This window comes from Klebsiella michiganensis (assembly GCF_002925905.1).
In the GTDB taxonomy this organism is placed as follows: domain Bacteria; phylum Pseudomonadota; class Gammaproteobacteria; order Enterobacterales; family Enterobacteriaceae; genus Klebsiella; species Klebsiella michiganensis.
The window spans coordinates 939,995-965,749 of record NZ_PRDB01000001.1; the positions used below are offsets into that span (position 1 = coordinate 939,995).

General features: G+C 58.1%; 30 protein-coding genes and 1 pseudogene. 14 read left to right on the forward strand and 17 right to left on the reverse strand.

The genetic code is table 11. From position 1 onward, the window contains the following. Nucleotides 1-9: 9 nt before the first annotated feature. From CDA56_RS04575 to CDA56_RS04615, 9 genes and pseudogenes are all read right to left on the reverse strand, one after another. Entirely contained in the window at nt 10-267 is a 258-nt protein-coding gene (locus CDA56_RS04575) for a EutN/CcmL family microcompartment protein (RefSeq protein ID WP_004098229.1), read from the reverse strand. A 26-nt stretch (nt 268-293) separates the two neighbouring features. Further along, on the reverse strand, nt 294-1,898 hold the full coding sequence (locus CDA56_RS04580; RefSeq protein ID WP_053086066.1) for an acetaldehyde dehydrogenase (acetylating): 1,605 nt from the start codon (nt 1,896-1,898) through the stop codon (nt 294-296). Nucleotides 1,899-1,951: 53 nt separating this feature from the next. After that, the gene (locus CDA56_RS04585) at nt 1,952-2,230 is read right to left on the reverse strand and encodes a BMC domain-containing protein (RefSeq protein ID WP_002442217.1); all 279 of its coding nucleotides are present in this window, start codon (nt 2,228-2,230) and stop codon (nt 1,952-1,954) included. A gap of 15 nt (nt 2,231-2,245) precedes the next feature. Further along, nucleotides 2,246-2,530 (reverse strand): BMC domain-containing protein, encoded by a 285-nt coding sequence (locus CDA56_RS04590; protein ID WP_104011295.1) that lies wholly within the window; start codon nt 2,528-2,530, stop codon nt 2,246-2,248. 17 nt (nt 2,531-2,547) lie between these two features. Then, the gene (locus tag CDA56_RS04595; protein WP_004098239.1) at nt 2,548-2,826 is read right to left on the reverse strand and encodes a BMC domain-containing protein; all 279 of its coding nucleotides are present in this window, start codon (nt 2,824-2,826) and stop codon (nt 2,548-2,550) included. Nucleotides 2,827-3,230: 404 nt separating this feature from the next. Then, nucleotides 3,231-3,749 (reverse strand): FidL-like protein, encoded by a 519-nt coding sequence (locus CDA56_RS04600; protein WP_004098240.1) that lies wholly within the window; start codon nt 3,747-3,749, stop codon nt 3,231-3,233. Further along, complete coding sequence (locus CDA56_RS04605) at nt 3,746-4,546, reverse strand: winged helix-turn-helix domain-containing protein (RefSeq protein ID WP_046878031.1); 801 nt, start codon at nt 4,544-4,546, stop codon at nt 3,746-3,748. The genes CDA56_RS04600 and CDA56_RS04605 overlap by 4 nt, the downstream gene beginning before the upstream one ends. A gap of 145 nt (nt 4,547-4,691) precedes the next feature. After that, nucleotides 4,692-5,254 (reverse strand): annotated as a pseudogene (locus tag CDA56_RS04610) (TetR family transcriptional regulator). 147 nt (nt 5,255-5,401) lie between these two features. Next, nucleotides 5,402-6,184, reverse strand: coding sequence for an NAD(P)H-dependent oxidoreductase (locus CDA56_RS04615; RefSeq protein WP_064378387.1), 783 nt, complete (start codon nt 6,182-6,184; stop codon nt 5,402-5,404). Between the two features lie 87 nt (nt 6,185-6,271). On the opposite strand from CDA56_RS04615, the gene CDA56_RS04620 reads away from it, so the two are divergent. The 4 genes from CDA56_RS04620 to CDA56_RS04635 all read left to right on the forward strand — a co-directional run bounded on the left by CDA56_RS04620 (nt 6,272) and on the right by CDA56_RS04635 (nt 8,445). After that, nucleotides 6,272-7,180 carry a LysR family transcriptional regulator gene (locus tag CDA56_RS04620; RefSeq protein WP_032747747.1) on the forward strand — a complete coding sequence of 303 codons (909 nt, stop codon included), beginning with the start codon at nt 6,272-6,274 and terminating at the stop codon, nt 7,178-7,180. Continuing rightward, on the forward strand, nt 7,174-7,617 hold the full coding sequence (locus CDA56_RS04625) for a FosA family fosfomycin resistance glutathione transferase (protein WP_064375701.1): 444 nt from the start codon (nt 7,174-7,176) through the stop codon (nt 7,615-7,617). The genes CDA56_RS04620 and CDA56_RS04625 overlap by 7 nt, the downstream gene beginning before the upstream one ends. Nucleotides 7,618-7,868: 251 nt before the next feature. Further along, nucleotides 7,869-8,156, forward strand: coding sequence for a BrnT family toxin (locus CDA56_RS04630; protein WP_042933975.1), 288 nt, complete (start codon nt 7,869-7,871; stop codon nt 8,154-8,156). Beyond that, nucleotides 8,143-8,445 carry a BrnA antitoxin family protein gene (locus tag CDA56_RS04635; RefSeq protein ID WP_025108476.1) on the forward strand — a complete coding sequence of 101 codons (303 nt, stop codon included), beginning with the start codon at nt 8,143-8,145 and terminating at the stop codon, nt 8,443-8,445. Before CDA56_RS04630 ends, CDA56_RS04635 begins: the two co-directional genes overlap by 14 nt. Before the next feature lie 120 nt (nt 8,446-8,565). Here the strand turns inward: CDA56_RS04635 and CDA56_RS04640 are convergent, their stop codons facing one another. Continuing rightward, on the reverse strand, nt 8,566-9,909 hold the full coding sequence (locus CDA56_RS04640; protein ID WP_102804074.1) for an APC family permease: 1,344 nt from the start codon (nt 9,907-9,909) through the stop codon (nt 8,566-8,568). Continuing rightward, nucleotides 9,906-10,817, reverse strand: a complete 912-nt coding sequence (locus CDA56_RS04645; protein WP_102804073.1) for an acetamidase/formamidase family protein — start codon at nt 10,815-10,817, stop codon at nt 9,906-9,908. Before CDA56_RS04645 ends, CDA56_RS04640 begins: the two co-directional genes overlap by 4 nt. A 590-nt stretch (nt 10,818-11,407) precedes the next feature. Here CDA56_RS04645 and CDA56_RS04650 point away from each other — a divergent pair. Continuing rightward, complete coding sequence (locus CDA56_RS04650; protein WP_032747738.1) at nt 11,408-12,388, forward strand: IS110 family RNA-guided transposase; 981 nt, start codon at nt 11,408-11,410, stop codon at nt 12,386-12,388. 164 nt (nt 12,389-12,552) lie between these two features. On the opposite strand, the gene CDA56_RS04655 is transcribed toward CDA56_RS04650, so the two are convergent. After that, nucleotides 12,553-13,977 carry an aminotransferase-like domain-containing protein gene (locus tag CDA56_RS04655; RefSeq protein ID WP_102803607.1) on the reverse strand — a complete coding sequence of 475 codons (1,425 nt, stop codon included), beginning with the start codon at nt 13,975-13,977 and terminating at the stop codon, nt 12,553-12,555. A gap of 177 nt (nt 13,978-14,154) precedes the next feature. Between CDA56_RS04655 and CDA56_RS04660 the strand changes: the two genes are divergently transcribed. From CDA56_RS04660 to CDA56_RS04675, 4 genes are all read left to right on the forward strand, one after another. Further along, nucleotides 14,155-14,319: a DUF1127 domain-containing protein gene (locus CDA56_RS04660; RefSeq protein WP_064507003.1), complete on the forward strand. Its 165-nt coding sequence runs from the start codon at nt 14,155-14,157 to the stop codon at nt 14,317-14,319. Nucleotides 14,320-14,892: 573 nt separating this feature from the next. Further along, a complete protein-coding gene (locus CDA56_RS04665) occupies nt 14,893-15,357 on the forward strand; it encodes a MarR family winged helix-turn-helix transcriptional regulator (RefSeq protein WP_014227766.1) in 465 nt (154 codons plus the stop codon). 6 nt (nt 15,358-15,363) lie between these two features. After that, nucleotides 15,364-16,431, forward strand: coding sequence for an HlyD family secretion protein (locus tag CDA56_RS04670; RefSeq protein WP_103814875.1), 1,068 nt, complete (start codon nt 15,364-15,366; stop codon nt 16,429-16,431). Next, nucleotides 16,421-17,485, forward strand: coding sequence for a DUF2955 domain-containing protein (locus CDA56_RS04675; protein WP_004098265.1), 1,065 nt, complete (start codon nt 16,421-16,423; stop codon nt 17,483-17,485). Before CDA56_RS04670 ends, CDA56_RS04675 begins: the two co-directional genes overlap by 11 nt. A gap of 2 nt (nt 17,486-17,487) precedes the next feature. Here CDA56_RS04675 and CDA56_RS04680 read toward each other — a convergent pair whose 3' ends face one another. Next, a complete protein-coding gene (locus CDA56_RS04680) occupies nt 17,488-18,402 on the reverse strand; it encodes a LysR family transcriptional regulator (protein WP_049102130.1) in 915 nt (304 codons plus the stop codon). 312 nt (nt 18,403-18,714) lie between these two features. Here CDA56_RS04680 and CDA56_RS04685 point away from each other — a divergent pair, with 312 nt between their 5' ends. Genes CDA56_RS04685 through CDA56_RS04695 form a run of 3 tightly spaced genes read left to right on the forward strand, consistent with a single transcriptional unit; the run spans nt 18,715 to nt 20,982 of the window. Continuing rightward, nucleotides 18,715-19,398 carry a nucleoside recognition domain-containing protein gene (locus CDA56_RS04685; RefSeq protein ID WP_014227768.1) on the forward strand — a complete coding sequence of 228 codons (684 nt, stop codon included), beginning with the start codon at nt 18,715-18,717 and terminating at the stop codon, nt 19,396-19,398. After that, the gene (locus tag CDA56_RS04690) at nt 19,391-19,858 is read left to right on the forward strand and encodes a YjiG family protein (protein ID WP_004128539.1); all 468 of its coding nucleotides are present in this window, start codon (nt 19,391-19,393) and stop codon (nt 19,856-19,858) included. The genes CDA56_RS04685 and CDA56_RS04690 overlap by 8 nt, the downstream gene beginning before the upstream one ends. 20 nt (nt 19,859-19,878) lie before the next feature. Beyond that, complete coding sequence (locus CDA56_RS04695) at nt 19,879-20,982, forward strand: M20 peptidase aminoacylase family protein (RefSeq protein ID WP_102803609.1); 1,104 nt, start codon at nt 19,879-19,881, stop codon at nt 20,980-20,982. A gap of 59 nt (nt 20,983-21,041) precedes the next feature. On the opposite strand, the gene CDA56_RS04700 is transcribed toward CDA56_RS04695, so the two are convergent. From CDA56_RS04700 to CDA56_RS04715, 4 genes are all read right to left on the reverse strand, one after another. Then, entirely contained in the window at nt 21,042-21,296 is a 255-nt protein-coding gene (locus CDA56_RS04700) for a putative Se/S carrier protein (protein ID WP_014227770.1), read from the reverse strand. After that, the gene (gene yjiL, locus CDA56_RS04705; RefSeq protein WP_102803610.1) at nt 21,293-22,060 is read right to left on the reverse strand and encodes a putative 2-hydroxyacyl-CoA dehydratase activator YjiL; all 768 of its coding nucleotides are present in this window, start codon (nt 22,058-22,060) and stop codon (nt 21,293-21,295) included. Before yjiL ends, CDA56_RS04700 begins: the two co-directional genes overlap by 4 nt. An 8-nt stretch (nt 22,061-22,068) precedes the next feature. Further along, nucleotides 22,069-23,220, reverse strand: a complete 1,152-nt coding sequence (locus CDA56_RS04710) for a double-cubane-cluster-containing anaerobic reductase (protein ID WP_048262610.1) — start codon at nt 23,218-23,220, stop codon at nt 22,069-22,071. An 82-nt stretch (nt 23,221-23,302) separates the two neighbouring features. Beyond that, nucleotides 23,303-23,542: a DUF2164 domain-containing protein gene (locus CDA56_RS04715; protein WP_009652824.1), complete on the reverse strand. Its 240-nt coding sequence runs from the start codon at nt 23,540-23,542 to the stop codon at nt 23,303-23,305. A gap of 374 nt (nt 23,543-23,916) precedes the next feature. Between CDA56_RS04715 and CDA56_RS04720 the strand changes: the two genes are divergently transcribed. Beyond that, nucleotides 23,917-25,128, forward strand: a complete 1,212-nt coding sequence (locus CDA56_RS04720) for a phosphoadenosine phosphosulfate reductase (protein WP_049082917.1) — start codon at nt 23,917-23,919, stop codon at nt 25,126-25,128. After that, on the forward strand, nt 25,128-25,754 hold the full coding sequence (locus tag CDA56_RS04725; protein WP_014227775.1) for an IbrB-like domain-containing protein: 627 nt from the start codon (nt 25,128-25,130) through the stop codon (nt 25,752-25,754). Before CDA56_RS04720 ends, CDA56_RS04725 begins: the two co-directional genes overlap by 1 nt. Nucleotide 25,755 lies beyond the last annotated feature (1 nt).

Consider the following 25,755-nt stretch of genomic DNA (forward strand, 5'->3'; position numbering starts at 1 on the left):
ATTGACTCCTTAAGCGTCCCGAAACACGTTCTCGACAATGGCGACCACCGACATGGCCTTGTAGCGCTCTTTGTTGAGCGCCAGGTACTCTTCGGCCAGCACGATGTCGTGCATACCTGCGCCGACGCTATCAACGGCAACCCAGGTCTGGTCTTTCATCGGCTGCTGGTCATCATCTAATTTGACGATCAGCAGCAGGTTGCTGCCCCGTAGCTCATCGCACTTCTGCGTGGCGACGACATGTCCGACTACCTTTGCGAGAATCATTGTTTTTATCGCCTTATATCAATGTGTTACTTACCAAGGCGTTCCAGCACCTGGCGGATGACGCGTTCCACGTTTTGCTCATTAATCTCGCTGTCCGCGCCGACGGCGGCGGCAGACGCAAAGCGATCGTCGGCGCTGGCCGGGTGGGCTGCGGTGGCGGCGGTCGCCGGGGCGTTAAAGCGCTCATCGTCGAAGATGCTGCGGTTCGGGCCGGCCGCCGGGCTGACGATGGTCGGCTGCGGTTCCGGGCGGCTGCCCGGCGCGCGCAGCTCATCGATGGAGCGCACGCCGTAGCCCACTTTGCGGATGTTGAGCAGGTTCATCGGCCCGACGTTGTCTGAGCTGGAGCCGCCGCCGACCGCGCCGCAGCCGAGGGTCAGGGCCGGGGTGATATTGGTGGTCGCGCCGATGCCGCCCAGCGCCGCCGGGGTGTTGATCAGAATGCGGTTAACCGGTTTTTCCAGGCAGAACTGGCGGATGACGTCCTGGTTGCGGGTGTGGATCACCAGCGTGTGGCCGAGGCCTTCGTTGGTCAGCAGCTCCACGACGCGGTGGCAGGCGGCTTTCCAGTCCTCTTCGACGTACAGGCCGAGTACCGGGCACAGTTTTTCCCGCGAGTAGGGGTTGGAATGCGATACCGTGGTCTGCGCGGCAATCAGCACCCGGGTGCTGGCCGGGACGCAGAAGCCGGCCATCTGGCTCAGATAGAGCGCGGTTTTACCGACCACTTTGGGGTTGATGGTGCCGTTGGGGCGCAGCAGCAGGGCCGCCATTTTTGCCGCTTCGCTTTCGTTCATGAAGTACGCGCCCTGAGCTTCCAGTTCGCGATGCACTTCGTCGTAGATGCAGCGTTCGACGATAATTGACTGCTCGGAGGCGCAGATCACGCCGTTATCGAAGGTTTTACTGGTGATGATATCTTTCACCGCGTGGGGGATATCGGCGCTGCGTTCGATAAACGCCGGGCCGTTACCCGGGCCGCCGCTAATGGTCGGCGTGCCGGACGCGTAGGCGGCGCGCACCATGCCTTCGCCGCCGGTCGCCAGGATCAGCGACACGTCTTTGCTGTGCATCAGCTCTGAGGTGGCTTCGAGGGTCAGCTGGCTAATGGCGTCGACGCTACCGGCAGGTGCCCCTGCCGCTTCCGCCGCGCGCTTCACGATTTCAATCGCTTTCCAGCTGCACTGGCGGGCGCCGGGATGCGGGGAGAAGATAATCGCGTTGCCGGCCTTCAGGGCAATCAGCGTTTTGTAGATGACGGTGGAGGTCGGGTTGGTCGACGGCACCAGCGCACAAATGACCCCCAGCGGCACGCCCACGTCCATCACTTTTTGTAGCGGATCGTCATGAATGATACCGACGGTCTTCATATCTTTGATGGCGTCGTAGACGCGCAGCGAGGCGAAGCGGTTCTTCAGCACTTTGTCCTGCCAGTTGCCAAAACCGGTTTCTTCCGCGGCCATTTTCGCCAGCGCTTCGGCATGATGCGCCGCTTCCTGGGCCACGTTCTTCACGATGGCGTCGATTTGCTGCTGCGAAAAGGTGGCCAGAATCGCCTGCGCCTTTTTGGCATTGCGCACCAGCTCCCGGGCGTTCTGCCGGGACTGCAAATCGTTATCCAGTTCAATCATGAGTCTATCCTTCATCAGACTAAAAGAGTGGAGACGGGGCGCGCCCTGTCAGGTCATGCTTTGTGCTGCGCCGCGATTTTTTCGATGTCGTTATGCGGACGCGCGATGACGCGAGAGGTGACGACTTCGCCGATGCGTTTTGCCGCTTCCACGCCGGAATCCACCGCGGCATTCACCGCGCCGACGTCGCCTTTCACCATCGCGGTGACGAGGCCGGAGCCGACGTTTTCATAGCCAATCAGCTCCACGTTGGCGGCTTTACACATCGCATCCGCCGCTTCAATACAGGCCACCAGCCCTTTGGTTTCGATAAGCCCTAGCGCTTCTTTCATCAGGTTTTTCTCCGGTTAATCCATGATTTTGTAATGCGAGACGATTTTGTTGATGTCGTTATGCGGGCGGGCGATAACCAGCGAAGTCACCACTTCATCGATGCGCTGCGCGGATTCGACGCCGGAATCCACCGCCGCTTTCACCGCGCCGACGTCGCCTTTCACCATCGCGGTGACGAGGCCGGAGCCGACGTTTTCATAGCCAATCAGTTCCACGTTGGCGGCTTTACACATCGCATCCGCCGCTTCGATACAGGCCACCAGCCCTTTGGTTTCAATCAGACCTAATGCATCACCCATTTGCGTTCTCCTGGCCATCAGGCCTTGTGTTTAATGACGATTTTGTTGATGTCGTTATGCGGACGAGCGATAACCAGCGAGGTCACCACTTCACCGATGCGCTGCGCGGATTCGACGCCGGAATCCACCGCCGCTTTCACTGCGCCGACGTCGCCCTTCACCATCACGGTCACCAGCCCCGAGCCGATGTTTTCATAGCTAATCAGCTCGACGTTGGCGGCTTTACACATCGCATCCGCGGCTTCAATGCAGGCCACCAGACCTTTGGTTTCGATAAGCCCTAATGCATCACCCATGGTTTCTCCTCCAGAACAGTTTTGTGATTCGGAAAACCGACCGCGTAACGGCGTCAGGACGCGGATGCGGCGTTCGGAATTCACTATAGGGAATGGCGAGTGAAGGGAAATTTAAATCTGCTAGCGTGGTATTTTTAGTCTTTTGCTCTGTGATTTAGGTTGGTTAAGGCGCTGATTTATGCATTTGTGCTGCGATGGCGGGGCGAATTGAGTGACGATTGTGGCGCTTTTTTCACCATTTAACCGGAGGCGGATTGATGTTAATAAGTTGCTAATTTATTGCAGATCGGGGGTAATTTGACGATGTATGAAGTGTGGGGGGGATCGCGTTTTCTTCGGCAGGCTAAATGCAAAACGTGCGGTTTTACTAACGGGAAAGTGAGGAAGGAAAAGCGGGTGTGAGCTTAGTCAAGCTTGCTGCCGGACTTCAGCGTGCAGACGTAGAGCGGGGAGTTGATAGAGCTGAGAAGAATGGCTTTCTCATTGAGCTTCTGCGCGTTGAGGAACAGGCCATCGTGGCTGTCGGACATCTCGCGCATAAAATAGTCGAAGATCACGTCAGGCGACTCATCGATGGACGAGGCGCTGGATTCCCACTTGCTGATGCGATAGTGGCGCTCGGTGGTGGAGATGCGTTTGCTGGTGTAGCTAAATTTGACGTAGCGCTGGAGATAAAGCCAGCCGGCGGCGGAATCGGTGTAGCCCTCGACGACCATCGACCCTTTGCCGTTGGCGGCAAAGTTGAAATGGATATTGCCGTTGACGTTCTCTTTCTCCATGTTCTCAAAGCGCATAATCGCTTTGGTCGAGCAGCTCATCACCCCGCCGTTTTCGACCGGCAGCAGCTTCCAGGCGCAGAACCCGGCGGCGGCAATAAATACCAGGCTGGAGAGGGCGAAAAAGGGGCGCGGGGCGAGTCTCATTGCGGTTTCCATGAATAGTAAAAATAGTTATCGCAGTAGCTGAACGGGTTATCTTCATGCATCGCGCAGTGGGCGAGGAATACCCGGCCCAGGCCGTTGGTTTCCAGCCGGTCGCCATAGAAGAAGACGAAGCGTTCGCCGGGCTTGCATTCCAGCTTCAGGCGCTGGCGCACGGCATCAAAATTCTTGCCGTAGGCGGTTCCGGCAACGGAGCGCAGCATCTCATCGCTGGCCAGCAGCTCGCACTGGCTGTGGCGCATTTGCGTCAGGGTGATGGGGTGCGATGTGCTGCCGCCGAGAAAACTGCAGACCACCAGCAGCAGGGCGATAGTGAGCAGGCAGCCGCCGGCGAGATACCAGCAGGTACCGCGCGCGTGGCGGCTGGAAACGGTCTTTTGTTCTTCCGGGACTGCGGCCGGGTCTGGCTCGGCTTCTGGCGCGGGCGGCTGCTCCGGCTCCGGGCTGGCGTCGAGCCTCTCGATGGTGAGATCCGGATTGAGCTGCAGCAGTCCGCGCGACACGGTGACGATAATGTTGTCGATATCGTAGTGGCGGAAGGTTTTGCGCAGCATGCTCAGGTACTGATTGAGATTGCTGTTGGATGAGGTTAACCCGTTGTCATCCCAGACTTTTTTAAGCACCTCATCGCGGCTGACCACCTCGGTGTGGCGCAGGAAGAACCACAGCAGCGCGTTGGCGGTGATGGACAGCTGGCTGTCCGCCTCATCGCTTCCCGGTAACGTTAGCGTGCCGTCCATTGCATCATAAATAAGACGGCCATGGATGTTATAGCGCATCGTGGCCTCAATCTATCACGTCATACTTCACGTTGCTGGTGCGTTGGCTGCGTTCGCTCACCTTGGTCACATAGTTATCTATGCTCCCAGGGATTCGCTCCCTTGCCGCCTTCCTGCAACGCGAATTATTTAGTGTATATATGCTTCACGCAGGAAGCGTCATCTTCGTCAGATCGCTGACCAGCGACTGCCGGTGCCCGGGGCTCATGGTGCGCCCCTCGGTTAATTCCGATAGCCAGATGCCGTCCGCCGCATAGCGCACCAGCGTGCCGGTATGGCTATTGTCCAGTTCATCGCCCTTCGCCAGATGGTCCAGCATCCAGTCGCGCCAGCATTTTCGCAGCACCGGTTCATCCGGCATGGCCAGCGACAGCACCATCAGCTGGCGGCTCTCCTGGGTATCCGTGAGTTCCGGCGCCGACAGATAGCGCAGATAGGCGCGGGTAAAGCGGCCATAAGCTCTGCAATCGCCTCTTCCATAATCGCCAGCAGGCGGGCAAAGAGGGCGAAAATCAGCGCCTGCTTGTTGGGGAAATGGTGCAGTAAACCGCCTTTGCTGACGCCCGCTTCGCGCGCGACGGCGTTCAGCGACAGCGAGGCGATACCGTCCCGGCCGGCGATGGTGGCGGCGGATTCCAGCAGTTGCTTATGCAGGCGGACGGGATCTTTTTTACGATGTTGGGCTTCCATATTCATGGCCCGAATCATACCGACCAGACGGTATGATTATTCTTGATCGCTATCAATATGCGAAGGGGCGCAGCGGGGCGGGATGACGTTATTGCGTGGAGGCTCACAGTTCACCTTATGAATTGTGGTGATATTCGCCGCACCGCGAATATCACCCACCGAGATTCACACAGGCTTCACGTGGATAGCGAGGCCGTTTTCTCCCGGCGCCAGCTCCGGACGCAGGTTCAGAGAGGGGATCAGATAGTCGCCGTGATTCTGCCGACGGAAGGGAATGGGCGGCGTTTCGGAGAGGGTATCCAGCCGCCGGGCCAGCGCCTCGCGCAGCGCGGCGAAGCGCTGTTCATCGAGTTTGTCGGTGCGGTAGAACACCACCGGCGGCAGCACATCAAAGCCGGGATAGAACAGCATCCCGTGCTGAATGGGGAACAGGATGTCGTCGATAGACCCGTTAATTCCGCGCGGCGCGTAGTGTTCCGCCCATCCGCCGGCGGTAACGACCAGCATCGCCCGTTTCCCCGCGAACGTGCCTTCGCCGTAGCGATCGCCCCAGTGGGTTTCGCTGTGCTCGCCGACGCCGTAGGCAAAGCCGTAAGCGTAGACCCGATCAATCCAGCCCTTCATGATGGCGGGCAGCGAAAACCACCACAGCGGGAACTGAAAAATCACCGTATCGGCCCACAGCAGCTTCTCCTGTTCGCCCACGATATCCGCGCTTTGCGTGCCGTTAGCGAAGGCGTACTGCGAATCCCGCGTTGCCCGCCAGCTTTCACCGACGGGCGGGGCGCTGCTGTCATCGGCATCAAATCCCGCCTTCCAGCGCATGGCGTAGAGATCGGACACCTGCACGTCATGACCGGCGTTTTGCAGATGCTGCACGGCAAAATCCTTCAGCGCGCCGTTAAGCGAACGCGGTTCTGGATGGGCGTAAACCAGTAGTATTTTCATTGAAATCACCTCTGAGCAATGGAGAGCTGCAGAGTAGAGTCCGCGACGCTATAGTAGAAATGAATTGCTTCAATAACAGGTATAGTGATGATTAATCTGCAGGGGCTGGATCTCAATTTGCTGCGCACTCTGAACGTTCTGCTCAGCGAAAATAACGTCACCCGCGCGGCGCAGCGCCTCAACCTGTCGCAGCCGTCGGTCAGCGTGCAGCTGGCGCGACTGCGGGAGATTTTCGCCGACCCGCTGCTGCTGCCGGGGCCGCGCGGTATGCAGCCCACCGCCCGCGCCGATGAACTACGCGGGCCGCTGCGCGATGCGCTGCTGGCGCTGGAGCTGGCGGTAGCGCCGGTTCAGCCTTTCGACCCGGCCACGGCGGCGCAGACCTGGCGGGTGGCGGCGACGGACTATATGGCGTCGGCGATTTTGCTGCCGGTGCTCAGTACCCTGCGCATCGCCTCTCCGGCCAGCCGCCTGGCGCTGTTTGAGCTACAGCCCGCGCGGCTGGTACAGCAGGCGGATCGCGACGAAGTGGATCTGTTTTTTCACACGCGAGACGGCGCGCCGCCCGGGCTGCATCAGCGTTTGTTGTTCCGCGAACGCTACGTGCTGGCGGGCAGGGCCGGGCATCCGGCGCTGCGGTCGCCATTAAGCCTGGCGCAGTTCTGCCAGCTGGAGCAGGTGATTGTCTCGCCGGACGGCGGTGGATTCAGCGCCGCGACCGATAGCGCGCTGGCGAATCTCGGGCTTGCGCGGCGGGTTGTCCTTTCCGTGCCACATTTCCTGTTTATGCTGGAGACGCTGCGCAACAGCGAGCTGGTGGCGGTGCTGCCGGAGCGGCTGGTGCGTGGCGCTGGCGGCCTGACGGTGGTTGAACCGCCGCTGGCGGTCGCCGGGTTTGAGATGCTGATGCTGTGGCACGAGCGCTGGCACCGCGATCCGGCGCACCGGTGGCTGCGCCAGCAAATCGTAACGTCATTAGAGGAAAAGCCATGTTAAGCGGATTAAACCATCTGACCCTGGCGGTCAGCCAGCTGGCGCCGAGCGTGGCGTTTTATCAGCAGCTTCCGGGGATGACGCTGCGCGCGCGCTGGGATAACGGCGCATATTTTTCCTGCGGCGACCTCTGGCTGTGCCTGTCGCTGGACCCGCAGCGGCGCGTCATTTCGCCGGAGGAGAGCGACTACACCCACTACGCGTTCAGCATTGCGGAAGAGGATTTCGCGCTTGTTGTCGGGCGTCTGAATGCGGCTGGCGTTCCTGTTTGGAAAACCAATAAAAGCGAAGGCGCGTCGCACTATTTCCTCGACCCGGACGGCCACAAGCTGGAGCTGCACGTTGGCAATCTCGCCCAGCGCCTGGCGGCGTGCCGGGCGAAGCCCTATAAAGGTATGGTGTTTTTTGGCGAGGATGAACAGGCGGCTGGGAACCCGTAGCCCGGCTAAGCGCAGCGCGAGCCGGGGAAAAGTGGAGGCTGTATTGCGCGTTGTTTCCCCGGAGGCGGCGCTTGACGCGCCTTGTCCGGGCTACCGGCCCGAGCGCTCGGGTAGCGCGGCTAAACGCAGCGTGAGCCGGGAACATCCTTTACAATTCCCGCTTTAAAAATGTGAAGTTTTTTCCAACGTTGAGAGTATTATCGCTGGATAATTGTCTATACTTTTTTGTATATACAATCAGGATGAATATGATGCCAATGGAGTTTGAATGGGATGCAAACAAGGCAAGAAGTAATCTAAGAAAACATGGAATCCGGTTTGAAGAAGCGGTGCTCGTCTTTGACGATCCCCGGCATCTTTCCCGACAGGATCGTTATGAGAATGGTGAATATCGCTGGCAAACTATCGGTCTCGTTCATGGGGTCATTGTTATCATGGTTGCGCATTCGGTCCGTTTTGAAAGTGGAACAGAGGTCATTCGTATTATCAGCGCCCGGAAGGCGGACAGCAAAGAGAGAAATCGTTATGAACATGGTTAAACATAAACGTGACAATCCGGATACGCTTACGGCTAAGCGAGCTGATGAGCTTAAAGCGCTGGCCAACAAAACGGATGATGAAATCGATTATAGCGATATTCCCGCCACAGACGACGCACAGTGGTCAGATGCCGTACGCGGTAAATTTTACCGACCGCTAAAAACTCAGGCTTCTGTCCGTATTGATGCCGATATTATGGAGTGGCTTAAACGTCCCGGGAAAGGTTATCAAACGCGACTGAATGCGATCTTAAGAGAAGCGATGATTCGCGATCTTAACAAGAAATAGCCTGCCTCATGATTACCCCGGAGGCGGCGCTTGACGCGCCTTGTCCGGGCTACCGGCCCGCAGACGGCTGGGAACCTGTAGCCCGGCTAAGCGCAGCGCGAGCCGGGGAGATAAATCGCGTTAGCCTTCCAGCTTCAGTTCCACATTGCGCTTGAGCACCAGGCGCATCAGCAGGTAATAGACCACGCCAACCGCCAGCCAGCTCAGCCCCAGCACCTTGGCCTGCGCGTCCATTTCATAAATAACAAAGCCGATAATGCACAGGCCAATCACCGGGAACAGCAGGTGCATCACCAGATTGCGTGACTTATTGCGGATCAGATAGTGGTTGATGACCGCAATATGCAACACCAGGAAGCCCATCAGCGCCCCGAAGTTCACCAGACGGCTGAGGTTATCGATATCGCCGTAGAACCAGAGGCCGGAAGCCAGCGAAATCAGCGCCACAAACAGGGTGCTGACGTAAGGCGTTTTCAGCCGCGGATGCACTTTCGCCAGCAGCTGCGGCAGCTGCTTGTCGCGCGCCATCGCAAACAGAATACGCGACACGGCGGCCTGCGCCACCAGGGCGTTGGCTATCCCCCAGGAGATCACCGTCGACCACATGGTGACGTACTTCAGCCAGTTGCCTCCTGCCAGATTCGCGGTATCGTAGAAGGCGGTATCGAGGCTGCTGAACGTCATGCCCTGCGCCAGATCGGCGGCGATCCACGTTTGCAGGATAAACAGCGAACCGACCAGCATCAACGCGCCCAGCGACGCCTTACCCACGGTATCTACGCCGCCTTTCGTTTCCTCCGACAGCGTGGAGATCCCGTCGAAGCCGAGGAACGAGAGCACGGCGATGGAGACCGCGCCCATCACCAGCGGCAGGCTGAACTTATCGGCGTTGTAGAGCGGGTCGAGGGTCAGATGGCCCGCCCCGGCGCCGGAGTAGAGCGCAATCAGCCCCAGCACGACGAACACTGACAGCACCACGATCTCCGCGATCAGAATCGTGTTATTGGCGCGTGCGGTAAAGGTAATGCCGCGCAGGTTAATCAGGCTGTTAATCGCGATAAAGCCGACAATCCACAGCCAGCCCGGCACGCCCGGCAGCATGGGCGCCAGCGCCGCCGCGCTGACGATATAGAGCAGCGACGGCACCAGAATATAGTCCAGCAGGATCAGCCAGCCGGCAAAAAAGCCGACAATGGGATGAATCCCGCGTTGGGCATAGGCGTATACCGAACCGGAAACAGGGAACGCGCGCGACATCGACCAGTAGCTCATGGCGGTAAAGAACATCGCCACCATGCCGATGAGATAGGCCAGCGCCACCATACCCTGCGCGCCGTCCCAGACGTAGCCAAAGACGCCAAACGGCGCGATGGGCACCATAAAAATCATGCCGTAGACCAGCAGATCGCGGAAGGTCAGCGCCCGATGCAGCTCCTGCTTATAGCCAAATTGTTCAACGCTCATGCCTGCTCCCCTTCGATGCTCAGGGAGAGCTGTTCAGCCACTGATTTCGGTAAGGCATAACGACAGGTTTTCAGCGGATCGACTACCTGACAGATTTGCAGGTCGCCGGCGATGCTCAGAATACTGATCGCTTCAGCCAGCGTCAGGGAGGTATTGTCGGCGATAAAGTGCGCCATATTGCGGGTGGCCAGGGCGGCGGCATCATCGAGGGTCAGCGCCGAGGCGAGGGTAAACAGGGTCTCGCTGTTTTCGAGCATCGGCAGCGGCAGGCGGCGGTTTTTAACCACTGTCAGTTCGACCAGCACTTCGCCAGGGATTTCCAGACCGCAGACCGAGACTTCGCCATCGCCCATCGCGGCGTGTAAATCGCCCAGCCCGAACAGCGCGCCGGGGACGTTGACCGGCAGCCACAGGGTGCTGCCGGCGGTGATCATTTTGCAGTCCATATTGCCGCCGTGGCTATCCGGCGTGCCGCAGGAGATGGCTTCCCCGGCAGGCGCGACGCCGATCACGCCGACCATCGGGTTGAGCGGGACGCGCACGTTGCCAGGCAGCACGGCATGGTCATTCTCAATGGGCACGATAGTGACCTTCGGGGCATCAAGCTCGTCGCCAATCACCCCCAGCTGCGGCGCGGTGACCATCACTGCCTGATTGCTCGTCAGGGTAATGCGCTTGATGGTGACCTTGAGCGCATCGCCCGGCTCGGCGCCCTCGACGTAGACCGGCCCGGTCGCCGGGTTAATACGCTGCCAGTCCAGCTCGTTGAACACGGCATCGGCGGAGGTGATTTGGTCGGAGAAGCAGTCGCAGGTTTCGAACAGCACTTCGCTTCCGCTGCTGACGGTAGCGACAGGAGCGTTATCCCGCGACATGGCGTAAACCACCCGATCTTTGGTAATTTTCATGACATTCATCCCGGTTATATTGTTGTGTTTTTTATATTTAGAGTTTCCCGTATAGGGAATGAGTGAATTTATCGGGATTATCACAGGAAGGCAATCAGGTCAGTTTTTTCAAAAATAAATGATATATATTTGCTGGTGAATCAGGCGGTTGTATATTTTAATTTGATGTTTTTATATGCTGGTTATTAAGTCGTTTGACTATTCAATATCTTATTACTGGTTGTCAGTGTTTCATTATTTACTGCTATTAATCGTTTATATAGCAGATTACTCTGCGAAAATTTACGTGCTGGTAATTTAGCGCAATATGCCGTGGGGGTATTGATGATAATGCCAGAGTATTTGGGCTCTCACAGAGGGGAACCCGGAGGCGGTGCTTGCGCACCTGTCCGGGCTTGTATGATTACTCCGTCAGAAAGAACCGGCCAGTTCTCTCTGATGGCGGTCCGGATGCCGTGTCCGGGCTTAGGCTTTCGCGCCTGTTCCGTAGATCCTTTGCACCGGACCGCCGTTTTTTCTCATGTGATAAACCGGACAGTATCATGGACCGGCTTTCACCGGTAACCCGTATTTGCAAGGTTGGTTTCACTATGGAAAATGAACTCCACTTCATCGGTATTGATGTCGCCAAAGCTAAACTGGATGTCGATATTCTTCGCCCTGATGGCCGGCATCGTTGTAAAAAATTTGATAATACCCTCTCCGGACACGAAGCGCTGGTCCGCTGGCTTCGCGGCCATGACGTGAACCGTGCCCATGTCTGCATGGAGTCCACCAGCACCTACATGGAAGACGCGGCCGCGCATCTGAGTGATGCCGGGTATACCGTGTCCATCATCAACCCCGCCCTCAGTAAAGCTTTCGCACAGAGTGAGGGGTTGCGCAGTAAAACTGACAAAGTGGACGCCCGTATGCTGGCTCACTTCTGCCGGGAAAAACGCCCGTCAGCCTGGGAGGCCCCTCATCCGACAGAGCGGGCACTGAAAGCCCTGGTGTTAAGGCATCAGGCGCTGACAGAGATGCAGACGCAGGAGAAAAACCGGCGAGAAACCGCGCCGGAGGTTCAGCTGGCCAGCATTGACATCCTGCTGGGATGTCTGAGCGCGGAGCTGGCACGTATCGAAAAACAGATAAAAGACCTGACGGATAACGACCCGGATATGAAACGACGGCGGAAGCTGCTGAACAGTATCCCGGGCATCGGGGAGAAAACAGCGGCTGTTCTGCTGGCGTATACGGGCCTGAGGCTGAAGTTCGGTACAGCGCGGCAGTTCGCGGCGTATGCAGGACTGACGCCGGTGCAGCATGAGTCGGGAAGCAGCGTGATGCGGGCGAGCCGGATGAGCAAAGCGGGGCCGGTTCAACTGCGCAAGGCGTTATACATGCCAGCGTTATCGGCGCTGTACCATACGGCGTGGGGAAAAGCGTTCAGGAAAAGGCTGGAAGAGAGCGGAAAGCGGGCAAAAGTCATCATAGGGGCGATGATGCGAAAGCTGGCGCAGGTGGCTTATGGAGTACTGAAGTCAGGAAAGGCGTTCGATGCGTCACAGCATGAGCTGTTGATAGCGTAACAACGTTCCCTGAGAAAAAACGACAGCACCAGAGAGTGCTGTCGTTGGTGTGCCTGTCATCCGGGAGCCGGAGAAAGTATCGGCAACTAAAAATGGTTGCAGGCGTTCACAGTATCTACCGGCCCGCAGACGGCGGGGAACCGGTAGCACCGGCCAGCGCAGACTCACCCCGGCGCCCACTCCATCGCCACCTTCACCGCCATTCCCAGCTGCACCATCACCTCTTTATGTTTATCTGTCGGCGGCAGGGCGCAGTTGATCCTTAAGCAGTTGCGGTATTTCCCGGATGCTGAAAACAGCGATCCCGGCGCGACCTGGATCTTTAGCCGGCACAGCTGCTTCGCGACGCAGACCATGTCCACCTGCTCCGGCAGCTCGACCCACAGCATAAAGCCGCCTTTCGGGCGGGTAACGCAGATCCCGCAGGGGAAAAACTCCCGCAGCCAGCAGGTGTAGATCTCCATATTACGCTGGTAGATCTGCCGCATCCGCCGCACGTGGCGGTGATAGTGGCCTTCGCGAATAAAGTTACAGGCCGCCAGTTGGGTGGAGGGGACGTTGGTACCGCTGGCGGCATACTTCATCTGCAGCAGACGATCGTAATAACGGCCGGGGGCAATCCAGCCGATGCGCAGGCCGGGAGCGATGGTTTTGGTAAACGAACTGCAGAGCATCACCCGGCCGTCGATATCCCAGGAATGGATGGTGCGCGGGCGCGGGTATTCGGTCGCCAGCTCACCGTAGATATCATCCTCAAAGATAACGATATCGTGGCGCTGGGCGAGGCACAGCGCCGCCCGCTTGCGGGCATCCGGCATGATAAATCCCAGCGGATTATTGCAGTTGGGGACCAGGATCACCCCTTTGATCGGCCATTGATCGAGCGCCAGCTCTAACGCCTCGATGCTGATCCCGGTTTCCGGATCGGTGGGGATCTCGATGGTTTTTAACCCTAATCCGCGCAGCATCTGCATGGTGCCGTAGTAGCAAGGGGATTCGACGGCGACGATATCGCCGAGCTGGCACACCGACAGCAGCGCCAGCGACAGCGCGCTGTGGCAGCCGCTGGTGAGCACCAGGTCGTTGGCGGTGACCACCGATCCGCCGTCGAGCATCAGGCGGGCGATCTGTTCGCGCAGTTCGCGACGCCCGGCCAGCTCGTCGTAGTTCAGCACTTCGCTCAGGTTGTGCTGAATTGCCCGGCTCAGCTCGCGCCAGATAGGCTTCAGGCTCGGCTGAGTGACGTCCGGCGAGCCGCCGCCGAAGGGGATAATCGATTTATCGTGGCGGGCATCGAGCATGGTCAGCACCTGATCCCACTGGGTGATCTCGACGGGGCGCTGGACCGGACGCGACATCGGCGGTACCGGCGGCTGGGCTTTACGCGGGGCCACGAAATAGCCGGATCGCGGCTGCGGCACGATCAGCTGCTGCTGTTCCAGCGTCTGGTAGGCCTGCTGAACGGTGCTGATGCTGACGCCGTGTTCCTGGCTCAGGCTGCGTACCGACGGCAGCTTTTCGCCGGGGCGATACAGCCCTTGTTCGATGCGTTCTGCCAGCAGGCTGGCCAGATGTTGATAGCGGGTCATGCTGTATCCTTGATCGTCGCCATACAGATCAATAAACCAGTACAGATTGGCGGTAAAAATGAGGTCTGCTGTACGTTTTAGCGAATCTGTATGTTAAAGAAAAGTATTTTGTGAATCTGTATTGTTTGGCCCCGGATCCGTGAAGATAAAGCCTCTGGCAAGGTGAGGAGGTAGAGGATGGAATTTCACGAGAATCGGGCAAGACAGCCGTTTATCGGCTTCGTATTTCTGGCGCGGGTGATCAAAAAATGGTGGCTTCGCGAACAAACGCGCAGAACATTGCAGCGTATGAGCGACGAACAGCTAAAAGATGTCGGGCTGCGTCGGGATCAGATCAATTAAAAAGTGCGATTTGTTACCCGGCATTTTCCCGGAGGCGGCGCTTGACGCGCCTGTCCGGGCTACCAGACCGCGCAGAACTGTAGCCCCGGTAAGCGTGAGCGCAACCGGGGATTTCCCCGGAGGCGGCGCTTGACGCGCCTGTCCGGGCTACCAGACCGCGCAGAGCCGTAGCTCCGGTAAGCGTGAGCGCGACCGGGGATTTCCCCGGAGGCGGCGCTTGACGCGCCTGTCCGGGCGACCAGACCGCGCAGAGCCGTAGCCCCGGTAAGCGTGAGTGCGGACGGCGGGTTTCCCCGGAGGCGGCGCTTGACGCGCCTGGTCCGGGCGACCAGACCGCGCAGAGCTGTAGCCGTAGCCCCGGTAAGCGTAAGCGCGACCGGGGATTTCCCCGGAGGTGGCGCTTGACGCGCCTGTCCGGGCTACCAGACCGCGCAGAGCCGTAGCCCGGTAAGCGCTAGCGCGATCGGGATAATACATTCATAGAATTTATCAATTCATGCTTATCCACTCTTCGTTTCTTGATACTTACCGTGATAAGTATTATTTTCCTCACCGTTAAGTGAGGAAAAAAAGATGACCGAAGACGACCTGTTTGCCCGCCGCCCGATGGGGATGCGCATGGCGATGGTGGTGCGCCAGTGGCGCGCGATTATTGATTCTGCCATTACCGACACCGGCCTGACCCAGTCAAGCTGGACGGTGCTGATGCAGCTGCACCAGCTGGGTGATAACGTCTCGGTCAGCGAGCTGGCGGAGGTGCAGGGCATTGAACTGCCGCCGCTGATGCGCACCCTCACGCAGCTGGAAAAGCAGGGCTATCTGCTGCGTTCTACATCGCCTTATGACAAACGCATACGCCTGCTGACGCTGACGGCGGAAGGCCGCGCTATTCTGGAGAAGCTGAACCGCGTGATTGAGACCTATCAACAGCGCGTCACCGAAACTATCCCTGAAGCGCAGCTCGCCGCCTTTAGCGCTACGTTAAATCAAATCGCCTGCAATCTGCGGACTATCCGCGAAGAAGATAACAAGATCTAAAACACTATGATGACCCCTGAACAGAAATTTGCCCGCTGGGTAAGGGTGAGTATTGCCGCCTTCCTGGCCATATTCGCCTGGTTTGTCGTTGCCGATATCTGGATCCCGCTCACGCCGGACTCCACCGTGATGCGCGTGGTCACGCCGGTCTCGTCGCGCGTCTCCGGCTATGTCTCCCATGTCTATGTGCACAACAACAGCCAGGTGAAGAAGGGCGACCTGCTCTATGAACTGGATCCGACGCCGTTTATCAATAAAGTGGAAGCGGCGCAGATCGCCCTTGAACAGGCGAAACTCAGCAACCAGCAGCTGGACGCGCAGATCGCCTCTGCCCGCGCCAACCTGCGCACCGCCCAGTACACCGCGCGCAACGATAAGGTGACCTTCGATCGCTACCAGCGCCTGAGCACCATGCAGAACGTCTCTCAGTCGGATCTGGATAAAGTGCGTACCACCTGGCAGACCAGCGAGCAGTCGGTCAGCGCGCTCAACGCCAGTATCCAGAATCTGCTGATCCAGCGCGGCGAGCGCGACGATGAGCGCAACGTCACGCTGCAGAAGTACCGCAATGCGCTGGAAGAGGCGCAGCTTAACCTCGGCTGGACGAAGGTCCGCGCGGAGACCGACGGGATGGTGAGCAACCTGCAGCTTAACCCCGGTCTGTACGCCACCGCCGCCACGCCGCTGCTGGCGCTGGTGAGCAATCAGACCGATATCGTCGCCGATTTCCGCGAGAAGAGTCTGCGCCACACCGGCGTCAACACCGATGCCGCGGTGGTGTTTGATGCGCTGCCGGGGAAAGTCTTCCCGGCGCACGTCACCAGCAGCGATGCCGGTATTCTGGCCGGCCAGGAAGAGGTCAATGGCCAGCTATCGCAGCCGGAGCAGTCCACCCGCTGGGTGCGCGACGCGCAGCGCATGCGCATTCACGTCGCCCTGGACGAACCGCTGGATAAGCCGCTGCCCACCGGCGCCCGCGCGACGGTACAGCTCTATAACAGCGATGGCCCGTTCGCCCGTACCTTCGCCGGCGCGCAGATCCATCTGGTGAGCTTCCTGCACTATGTCTATTAATACCCTGGCGCGGGTCTTCACCCCGCACGGCAACATCGTCTACACGGCGAACGATTTTCGCCAGACGCTGCGCATCGCCGTGGCCGGCACTATCGCACTGAGCATTTCGACCTTCTACGACGTACAGTACGGCGTCTTTTTCGTGGTTTATCCGCTGATGCTGCTGTCGCTGGTGCCGGTATTTAACCGTCACGTGGCGCGGCAGTTTGTGTTCAGCGCAGCGGTGAACTGCGTCGAAATGGTGTTAATCGTCGGCTATCTGTCGCAGTGGCCGGTGATTATGACCCTGGTGGTGTTTGGCCTGTACGTTATGCGCTTTCGCTTTATGAGCCAGGGGCCGCTGTTTCTGCTGGGGTCGATGGGCGTGGTGTGTCAAAGCACGATGCTCAACTTTATGAGCTATCCCACCAGCAACTGGCACACCCTGATGTTCTCCAATATGGAGGCCTGCGTGATGGCGGTGGCGCTCAGCGCATTGCTTAACTACTTCATCCCGGACGTTGAACCGCGCAAGCCGCCGCCGCGCATTGAAAAAGATGCTGCCCGTATTCGCCACGAATCGCTGCTCTCCGGCAGCGTGGCGACAATGATTTTTGTGATCTTTCAGGTCTGCGACCTGAGCGACTCGCTGTCGGCGCTGATGGCGGGAATTTTAATTCTGTTCCCGATGCACTATCGCGGCGCGGTGATCAGCTCGATCTGGCGCGTGGTGGGGGTGGTGCTGGCCTGCCTTTATATCCTGGTGGTGCAGCTGATTATCTACGACTTCAGCAATCATATGGTGCTGATGATGCCGCTGATTGGTCTCGGCCTGGCGTTTAGCGCCCGCCTGCACGTGATGGAGAAGGTGGGGGCCGGCGTTGGCTTCGCCAGCATTACCACCATCGGCATCATGTTCGGCCAGAACCTGCATCCGGACCAGGACCTGGTGTTCAGCGATCTGTACCGCATCACTTCCGTCACCGTGGCGCTGATCGTCACGCTGACCATGGTCTTCCTTATGCATCGGCTGCTGAACTGCTTTGCGCCAACCCGATTCGTAGTGACCGAATAAGCTCAGGCCGCCAGCGCCCGCTGCGCGTCCCGAAAAGCGTTGTGCAGCAGCCGCCACATATGATGCGCCGCCGGGGAAAAGCGGCGGTCGGAGTTGCGTAGCAGGTGGCACTGGGCGCTGCTGGCGATGGGATGATCGATGGGGACCGCGGTCAGAATACCGTGGGCTATTGCTTCCCGGGCGGCGTATGCGGTCATAAAAGAGATCCCCAATCCCGCCTGGCTCAGGCTCATGGCGGTGGAAAAGAGGTTGCAGCGATAGGCCGGATGAAACTGCCGTCCGGCGGTTTTAAACATGGCGTTCATATGGCGCTGCAGGCCAAAGCTGTCGGTGAGCGCGATCAGGCGATATTGCGTAAGCTCATCGATGGTGACGGCGGGCAGGGCAGCGATGGGATGCTGTGGCGAGACCACGGCGCAGATAGGGCCCCACTGAAAGCTGTGGCGTTTAAGCTCCGGGTTGCCGATGGGGCCGAAGGCGACCGCCATATCCGCTTCGCCGCTGGCGATATCGTTGAGCATCTCCTGCATGCTGCCGACAATAATATCCACGAACACGTTAGGCCAGGACTGAGAAAAGGTGCTCATCACCGATTCAATAAAGGTGGTGACCAGCCCGCCGCCAATCCTCACCGAGATAGTCCCGCCGCGCATATGGCGTAAATCCTTCAGGTGACTTTCCAGCTTTTCCCGGCGCTGACGGCTTTCGTAGTAGTCCTCCGCCAGCAGACGTCCGGCTTCGGTCAGCACCACGTTTCGTCCCTGGCGTTCCAGCAGCGGCAGCTCCAGCGCCCGTTCCAGCTGCGCTATCTGGCGGCTGATGACTGACGGGTTGATGCCCAGCATATCGGCGGCCCGGCGAATGCCTCCCTGAATCCCGACTTCATACAGATAGCTCATCGGCCTCTCATGCAACATCGTTTCTCGCTCCTTTGTTGACCTGTAGTCAACAATAACACCCTTTCACAGGTATTTATCATCCCGGCAAGTTATAGATAATCGTAATTCGGACAAAAACTGACAGGGAGGAAAATTCTCATCGCTTATTCCCGGCGCGCTATTAAGGCGGCAAGGCTCGGGGAGTTGAAGAATAAGAAATGGTGATGATGCTGATTAAGGGAATATGGAAAAGCTTATCAGTGAAAATAATAAATTCGAATAACAATAAATTGACATAATTTCAAATTGCAAACAACCGCACTAACATTTCATTATGTGAGAGGACAGGGTATGAGTGAAAATAAAACGTTGGAATGTTCCTCCGACGAAACGACAAATGAGTGGAAAGTCGGGCCCGGAGCCTGGATTTCACTGATCGTCGTATTGTTAGTTTTCTCCGGGTTGCTGTTTAAGGTTGAGGGCATGGCCTGGCTGGGGGCGTTTGACTTTACCACCCTCGGCGGCGCGTTCGGCACCATGAAAACGCCGGAAACCAACACCTTTATCGGCAGCGGCGGCATCAGCGCCAAGGCCGGCTTCCTGTTTGCCCTGTCGCTGGTGCCGACGGTGATGCTGGCGCTGGGGCTGCTGGAGATATTTACCCACTACGGCGCGATCCGCGCGGCGCATAAGCTGCTGACCCCGCTGCTTCGCCCGCTGCTCGGGATCCCGGGTTATACCGGCCTGGCGCTGATTACCGACTTACAGAGTACCGATGCCGGGGCGGCGCTGACCAAAGAGCTGTATGACAGCGACAAAATAAATCGTAAGGATCTGGTTATTATGGGCGCCTGGCAATATTCCGGCGCCGGTCTGATTAATAACTACTTCTCGATTGGCTCAGCGCTTTTCGCTTCGTTAACCATTCCTATCATTATTCCGCTGCTTTTAATGTTTGTGCTGAAGTTTGTCGGCGCGGCAATCACGCGTCTGGTTCTGAATACCGCTTATAAAAGGGATTTTGAAAATGAATAATTCGGCAAAAGTCGGCAGTAACCCGTTCGATATTTTCGTTATCGGCGCGCGCAAAGGATTTAATATCGCCATCAACAATCTGATGCCGAATGTATTAATGGCCTACGTGATCGCTGAAATGCTGAATTTGCTCGGCGTGATGCAGATCATCGGCCACGTCTGCGCGCCGCTGATGGGCCTGTTTGGCCTGCCGGGTGAAGCTATTACCGTATTGCTGACCTCCTGGCTTTCCGCCTCTGCGGGAACCGGCGTGGCGGTGAGCCTTTTGAGCAAAGGCACCCTCAACGTGGCGGATATCACGATTCTCATCCCGGCGATTTTCCTCATGGGTTCGCAGCTTCAGTACATGGGGCGCCTGCTCGGCGTGGCGGATGTCCCGAAAAAATATTGGCCGCTGCTGATGGCGGTGAGCATTATCAATGCCGTCATCGCCATGCTGGTCATGCGCGTGATTGCATAATAGAAGGCAAGGAGTAAGACGTGTCGCGAACTTTAGAGCATTTCAATTATCTGCATCAAATCCCTGAACTGGGCTTTGAGGAGCACAAAACGTCGGCATACATCGGCGATGCATTAGAAGCCGCGGGGTTTCAGGTTCAGCGCAACGTCGGCGGCACCACCGGCATTGTTGCACTGCTGGATAGCGGTAAGCCGGGGCCGGTCGTGGCGCTGCGGGCGGATATGGATGCGCTGGGCCATATCATCGATGGCCGCTTAGAGGCTCGCCATACCTGTGGTCATGACGGGCACTCTTCGGTGGTGTTGACCGCCGCGGAAGAGATCCTCGCCGAAGGGCTGGTGAAGCGCGGGAAGCTGAAAATACTCTTTCAGCCCGCCGAAGAGCTGGGCACCGGGGCGATCGCGCTGACGGACGCGGGCGCGCTGGACGACGTGGAGATGCTGTTCGGCTTCCACCTCAGGCCGCTGGAGGAGTGTCCGAAGGGCAAGGCGGTGCCGGCGATGTACTACTCCGCCTCGGCGACGGTGATGGTCGATTTCCACGGCAAAGCCGCGCATGCCGCCCGGCCTCACCTGGGCGTTAACGCGCTGGATGCCGCGTCGCACGCGGTGCAGGCGGTAAACGGGATTCATCTGGCGCCTTCGCTGACCTGGAGCGCTAAAGCGACGCGCTTTCTGTGCGATGCAGGGGTAACCAACTCGGTGCCGGCAAAAGCGCACGTGTGCTGGGATCTGCGCAGCGCGGAAAATGACGGCATGGCAACGCTGAAAGAGCGGGTGGTGCGGGCGATAGAGAGCAGCGCGGCGGCTTACGGCGCCACCGTCGATATCCAGATCGTCAAGGAGATGCCCGCCGCGATTATCGACGAACAGGCTACGGCTATCGTCAGCCAGGCGATCCGGGAAACGTTTGGCGAAACCGGCTTAACGGCGGCGAAGAGTACGCCGGGCAGCGAGGACTTTTTCCACTACCTGCGCCTGCGTCCACAGGTGAAGGGCGGGTTCTGGGGGCTGGGCTGCGACCTGCTGCCGGGGCTGCATCATCCGGAGATGCGCTTCGACCGCGCCGCGCTGGCGGATGGCGTGCGGGTGTTTAAATCCTGCGTTCGCCAGCTGCTGGGCTGAGGGAACAAACCCGGATATTGTGCTCGCTGTACGCCGCCGGGCGATGATTCGCGCCCTGGTTACGCCTGCGGCGGAAACTGAGCCAGCAGCTGATAATCATCCCCGGCGACGCGAAACAGAGCTTCCGTTTGGCCGGGGAGAATCCACTTCTGTTCTTCGCCCGGCTCACAGCTCAGATAAATGCAAAGCCCGCAGCCGCCGCGCAGCTGGCGCGGAATGTCCTTCACCCGGAAGGACGCTCCCGCCGCCTGCAGGGCTTTGCGCATCCGCACTACCCCCACCGTTGAGTGAAATAAAAACAGATATTCCGTCACCGGCGGCTCCTCTGACGTAAGCCGATCAGCGCCGCGCCGATCGCCCCGGCAAACTGCGCGTCGGGATGCGTCTGCACCGCCATACCCACGTGCCACTCCAGCCTCCGCGCGAAGGCCGCGCAGTGGCTGACGCCGCCGGTAAACAGCAGCGGCCCCTGCGCCGACAGACGGCCAATAAAATTGGCGCTGCGTCGGGCCATGGCGTTGATCACCCCGGCGAGGATCGCCTCCGGCGGCACCCCGGCCGAACGCAGGCTGATGACCTCGGATTCGGCGAATACCGTGCACATGCTGGTAATCGCATGGGGTTCAATACCGTCGGTGATGCTGTCGAGCTGCTCGACGCTGGCCCCCAGCGTACGCGAAATCACCTCCAGGAAGCGCCCGGTACCCGCCGCGCATTTATCGTTCATCAGGAAATCGGTGAGATTACCCGCTTCGTCCAGCTGGATAACCTTACTGTCCTGGCCGCCGATGTCGATGACCGTCCGGGTCTGCGGGGCCAGCAGGCGCGCGCCGAGCCCGTGGCACGAGATCTCAGTGACCTGCTTATCGGCGAAATCCACCAGCTGGCGACCGTAGCCGGTTAAGGTTAAAAAGGGGCGCTCGCTCAGGCCTGCGCGGAGCGTTTCCCACGCTTCAACGATGGCGTCGGCGGGGCGAAACGGCGTCGGGCAGAGAAAGCGGCGCTGAATCACGCCGTCTTCAAGCAGGATGCCTTTGGTGGCGGTCGATCCGGAATCAATCCCTACGGTAATGGTCACGCGCGCTCCTAAAGCATCTCGATAAAGGCCGCCACGCGGGTGCTGAGCTGGCCGATATCCGCCGTCGAATAGTCGGTCTCAATGGCGATATAGGGGATGTCGTGCTGCTGGCGCACGTGGCGTTTTATCGCCAGCGATTCCACTGCGTAGGTGTGGCAGGCCTGCAAAATGACATCCACCACGCCGTCCGCCTGATATTCATCCACCATCTGGCTGAGCAGGGACAGGCGCTGGTCGTTCGGCGAAATACAGGAGCAGCCGATGGCGAGATATTTCTCGGTCAGGGCGTCGTAAACGTCACCCGTCTCCTCCACGCAGCGCTCGGTGGCTTTCGCGCCGGTGCAGTTTTCAAAACCGACCACCCAGCCGCCGTTGTCCTCAATGGCTTTCACCACTTTTTCCGCCGCGCCGCCGATCGGGCAGCCGGTGATCAGAATACGCGGCCGCGCCTCCAGCCGTTTGCCCTCTTGCCACTGCAGGCGTACCCGATCGGCCATGTCGTTGAGCTCATCGATCAGCGCCGCTTTATCGAAGCGGAAGGTCGCGCCGTAAACCACTTTTAAGATATCGCTGCCGCTGAGCGCGGGCGGGTTGAGCTGCCCGACGCGATAAAAGTTCGCCAGCGCCCGCCGTTCGCGGTTCTTGAGGATAATCGCCTCGCGTAGGGCGGCTTCGGTAATCGGCGTACCAAAGCGATCTTCCACCACCTTCTGCAGGCGCAAAATTTCCGCTTTCCACAACGCTCGCGAGGCATCATCGCTGGCGCTGTTCGGCAGCTGCATCACGTGCACGGCTTTGAATTCGGCCATGTATTCGTACATTTTCTTTTTGCCATCGCAGGTGGTTTCGCCCACCACGAGGTCGGAAAAGTAGAAGTAGGGGCATTTGTCGGTCTTGCCAAAACCGTAGCTGCTTTTTATCAGCGGACAGAGGTTGCGCGGCAGATCCTTTTCCGCCTCTTCAATCGTCTCGTCGGAGGTGGAGCACAGCGACACCACCACCGCGCCGGCGGCCAGCGGAATTTCCTGCGGCATAAAGGTGCAGTAGGTGCCAACCAGCGGTATGTTTTGCTCTTTAAGCTCCATGACCGTGAGGAAACCCTGCTGGCGGGCTGCGGAGAAGTGGTCAAAAATGGCGGGTAGATCGGTGATAAGCGACATGGTTTTCCTTCCCCGTACACGGGAGATGATGAAAGAGGTCGCATTATAACCCTGTTTAATGTGGGTATTTATTGATCTTCCGCTAGTAGACTTTTTTCAGATCCATCTCTTCCTGAATCCGATCGCCCCACGCAAGGTGGGTGGCGATGGCCGCATCAATCCCGGCGTTATAAAACATTGGACCCAGCTCTTTCGCAATAAAGTCGACAAAGAATTCCGCGTCAAATTGCTCCAGTTCCAGCTCAAAATTCTCTTCGCAGTATTTAGACAGCTTCTCGCGCAGCAGATCGCGTTGCGGCGGGCTGAGATCGATATCGCTCATGGCGTTCCTTAATCAATATTGTTACGGTGGATCGGGGCTGCTGATTATATCCGATTGCGGAGAGTCAGTTGCGATATGGCGTGATGTTTTTGGCCGCAATAAAGGATATTGATGACCTCGCTCGGCGGAGAATTGTGACTGAGATCACAGTACTCCCGAGAAAACGAAGATAATAGGAGTTATTCTCGTAACTTTATGAATTTAAATGAGATAACATGATTTTTATGGTGTGAATAACATTTAGTCGCGCTCGCCTTTTTTCAGCATGTTCGGTATCTGGATGAATAATCTATGAACCTGATTTCAGGTTATCTGGCTTACGGAATTTTTCTATAAGTACATTCTGACGGCGATTCATTTATCAGGGGTGAAGGATGAAACGCGTAAAACTGAATATGAATGTTTTTGACGCTGCTCTGATGCGCCTGGATTGGGTATTTGATACTTTCGAGCAGGTCTGTTTATCTTTTTCGGGTGGTAAAGACTCGACGGTATTATTTCATCTGGCGGCAGCCGTTGCGCGTAAAAAAGGGAAAAAGTTTGCGGTATTGTTCGTGGACTGGGAAGCGCAATATTTATTAACCATCCAGCACGTACAAAATATGAAAGAGCGCTATCAGGACGTGGTAAGCCGCTTTTACTGGGTGGCGCTGCCGATGACCACGGTGAGCGGCGTATCGCAGCATGAGCCGGAATGGGTCGCCTGGCGGGCCGGGGAAGAATGGGTGAGGCAACCGCCGGATGACGCCATCACCGATGCCGGTTTTTTCCCTTTTTATCAGCCGGAAATGACCTTTGAAGCGTTTATACCGGCCTTTTCCCACTGGCTGGCTGCGGGGCGCAGTCTCGCTTCGCTGATCGGCATCCGCACCGACGAGTCGCTGCATCGCTATATGGCGCTCACCTCGCCGACCAAACTGCGCTTTGAGGAAGATAAACCCTGGACCACCGCCTCGCCGGAAGGGTTCAGCTATACCTGCTATCCCCTCTATGACTGGCGGACCCGCGACATCTGGATCTTTAATCATAAGTCGCGCCTCCCCTACAATCCGCTCTATGACCTGATGCACCGCGCCGGCGTACCGCTGAAAAATATGCGCGTCTGCGAGCCCTTCGGCCCCGAGCAGCGGCGCGGGCTGTGGCTCTATCACATTCTCGAGCCGGAGACCTGGGAGCGGATGTGCCGTCGGGTATGCGGCGCGCACAGCGGCGCGATTTACGCCAACGCCAGCGGCGACTACTTTGCGCTGAAGACCAAAATCCGCAAACCGGTGCATTTTAGCTGGCGCGAGTATGCGCTCTTTCTGCTCGACAGCATGCCGGCAAAAACCGCCGAGCATTACCGTAATAAAATCGCTATTTATCTGCACTGGTACCAGACCCGCGGTTTCCCTGTCGATATTCCCGACGAGCAGGAAAAAGATCTCGGCTATCGCGATGTTCCCTCATGGCGCCGCATCTGCAAGACGCTGCTGAAAAACGATTTCTGGTGCCGGATGCTGTCGTTCAGCCCGACGCAGCCAAAGCACTATGAGCGCTACTGTCGGCTGGTGAGTAACAAACGTAAAGAGTGGAGGACGCTTTGATGTCGCCGGATGTGGCTAAGACAGTGATTGAATATCTCGAGTCGTTTGATGATGTTGACCTGAAAATCAAAGCGATTAACGAGCTGAAGAGCCTGATCCACCAGCACAGTCCCTTCTGCCGCGAGCCGGTGGACTGCGTGCTGTGGGTCGAGGCCAAAACGGTTGAGGCGAATGACTACAACCCCAACGTGATGGCGACGGTGGAAAAAAAACTGCTGGAACGCTCTATCGAACTGGATGGTTTTACCCAACCGGTAGTGGTGGCTCGCCAGCAGCGACGGCACCTGGTCGTGGACGGTTTTCATCGCCATCTGATTGGTAAGAGTCGCCCGGAGCTGAACCGGCGCCTGCATGGTTATCTTCCGGTGACGCTCATCAATGCCGAACGCGAAGGGCAGAAAGAGCGCATCGCCGCCACCATTCGCCATAATCGCGCCAGGGGCAAACATCAGATCGCGGCGATGTCCGACATCGTCCGCGATTTACATCGCCAGGGCTGGGACGATCGGCGCATCGGCGAAGAGCTCGGTATGGATGCGGACGAGGTGCTGCGCCTGAAACAGATCAGCGGCCTGACGGAGCTGTTCGCCGACGAGAGCTTTAGTGAAGCCTGGACCGTGGAGTAGC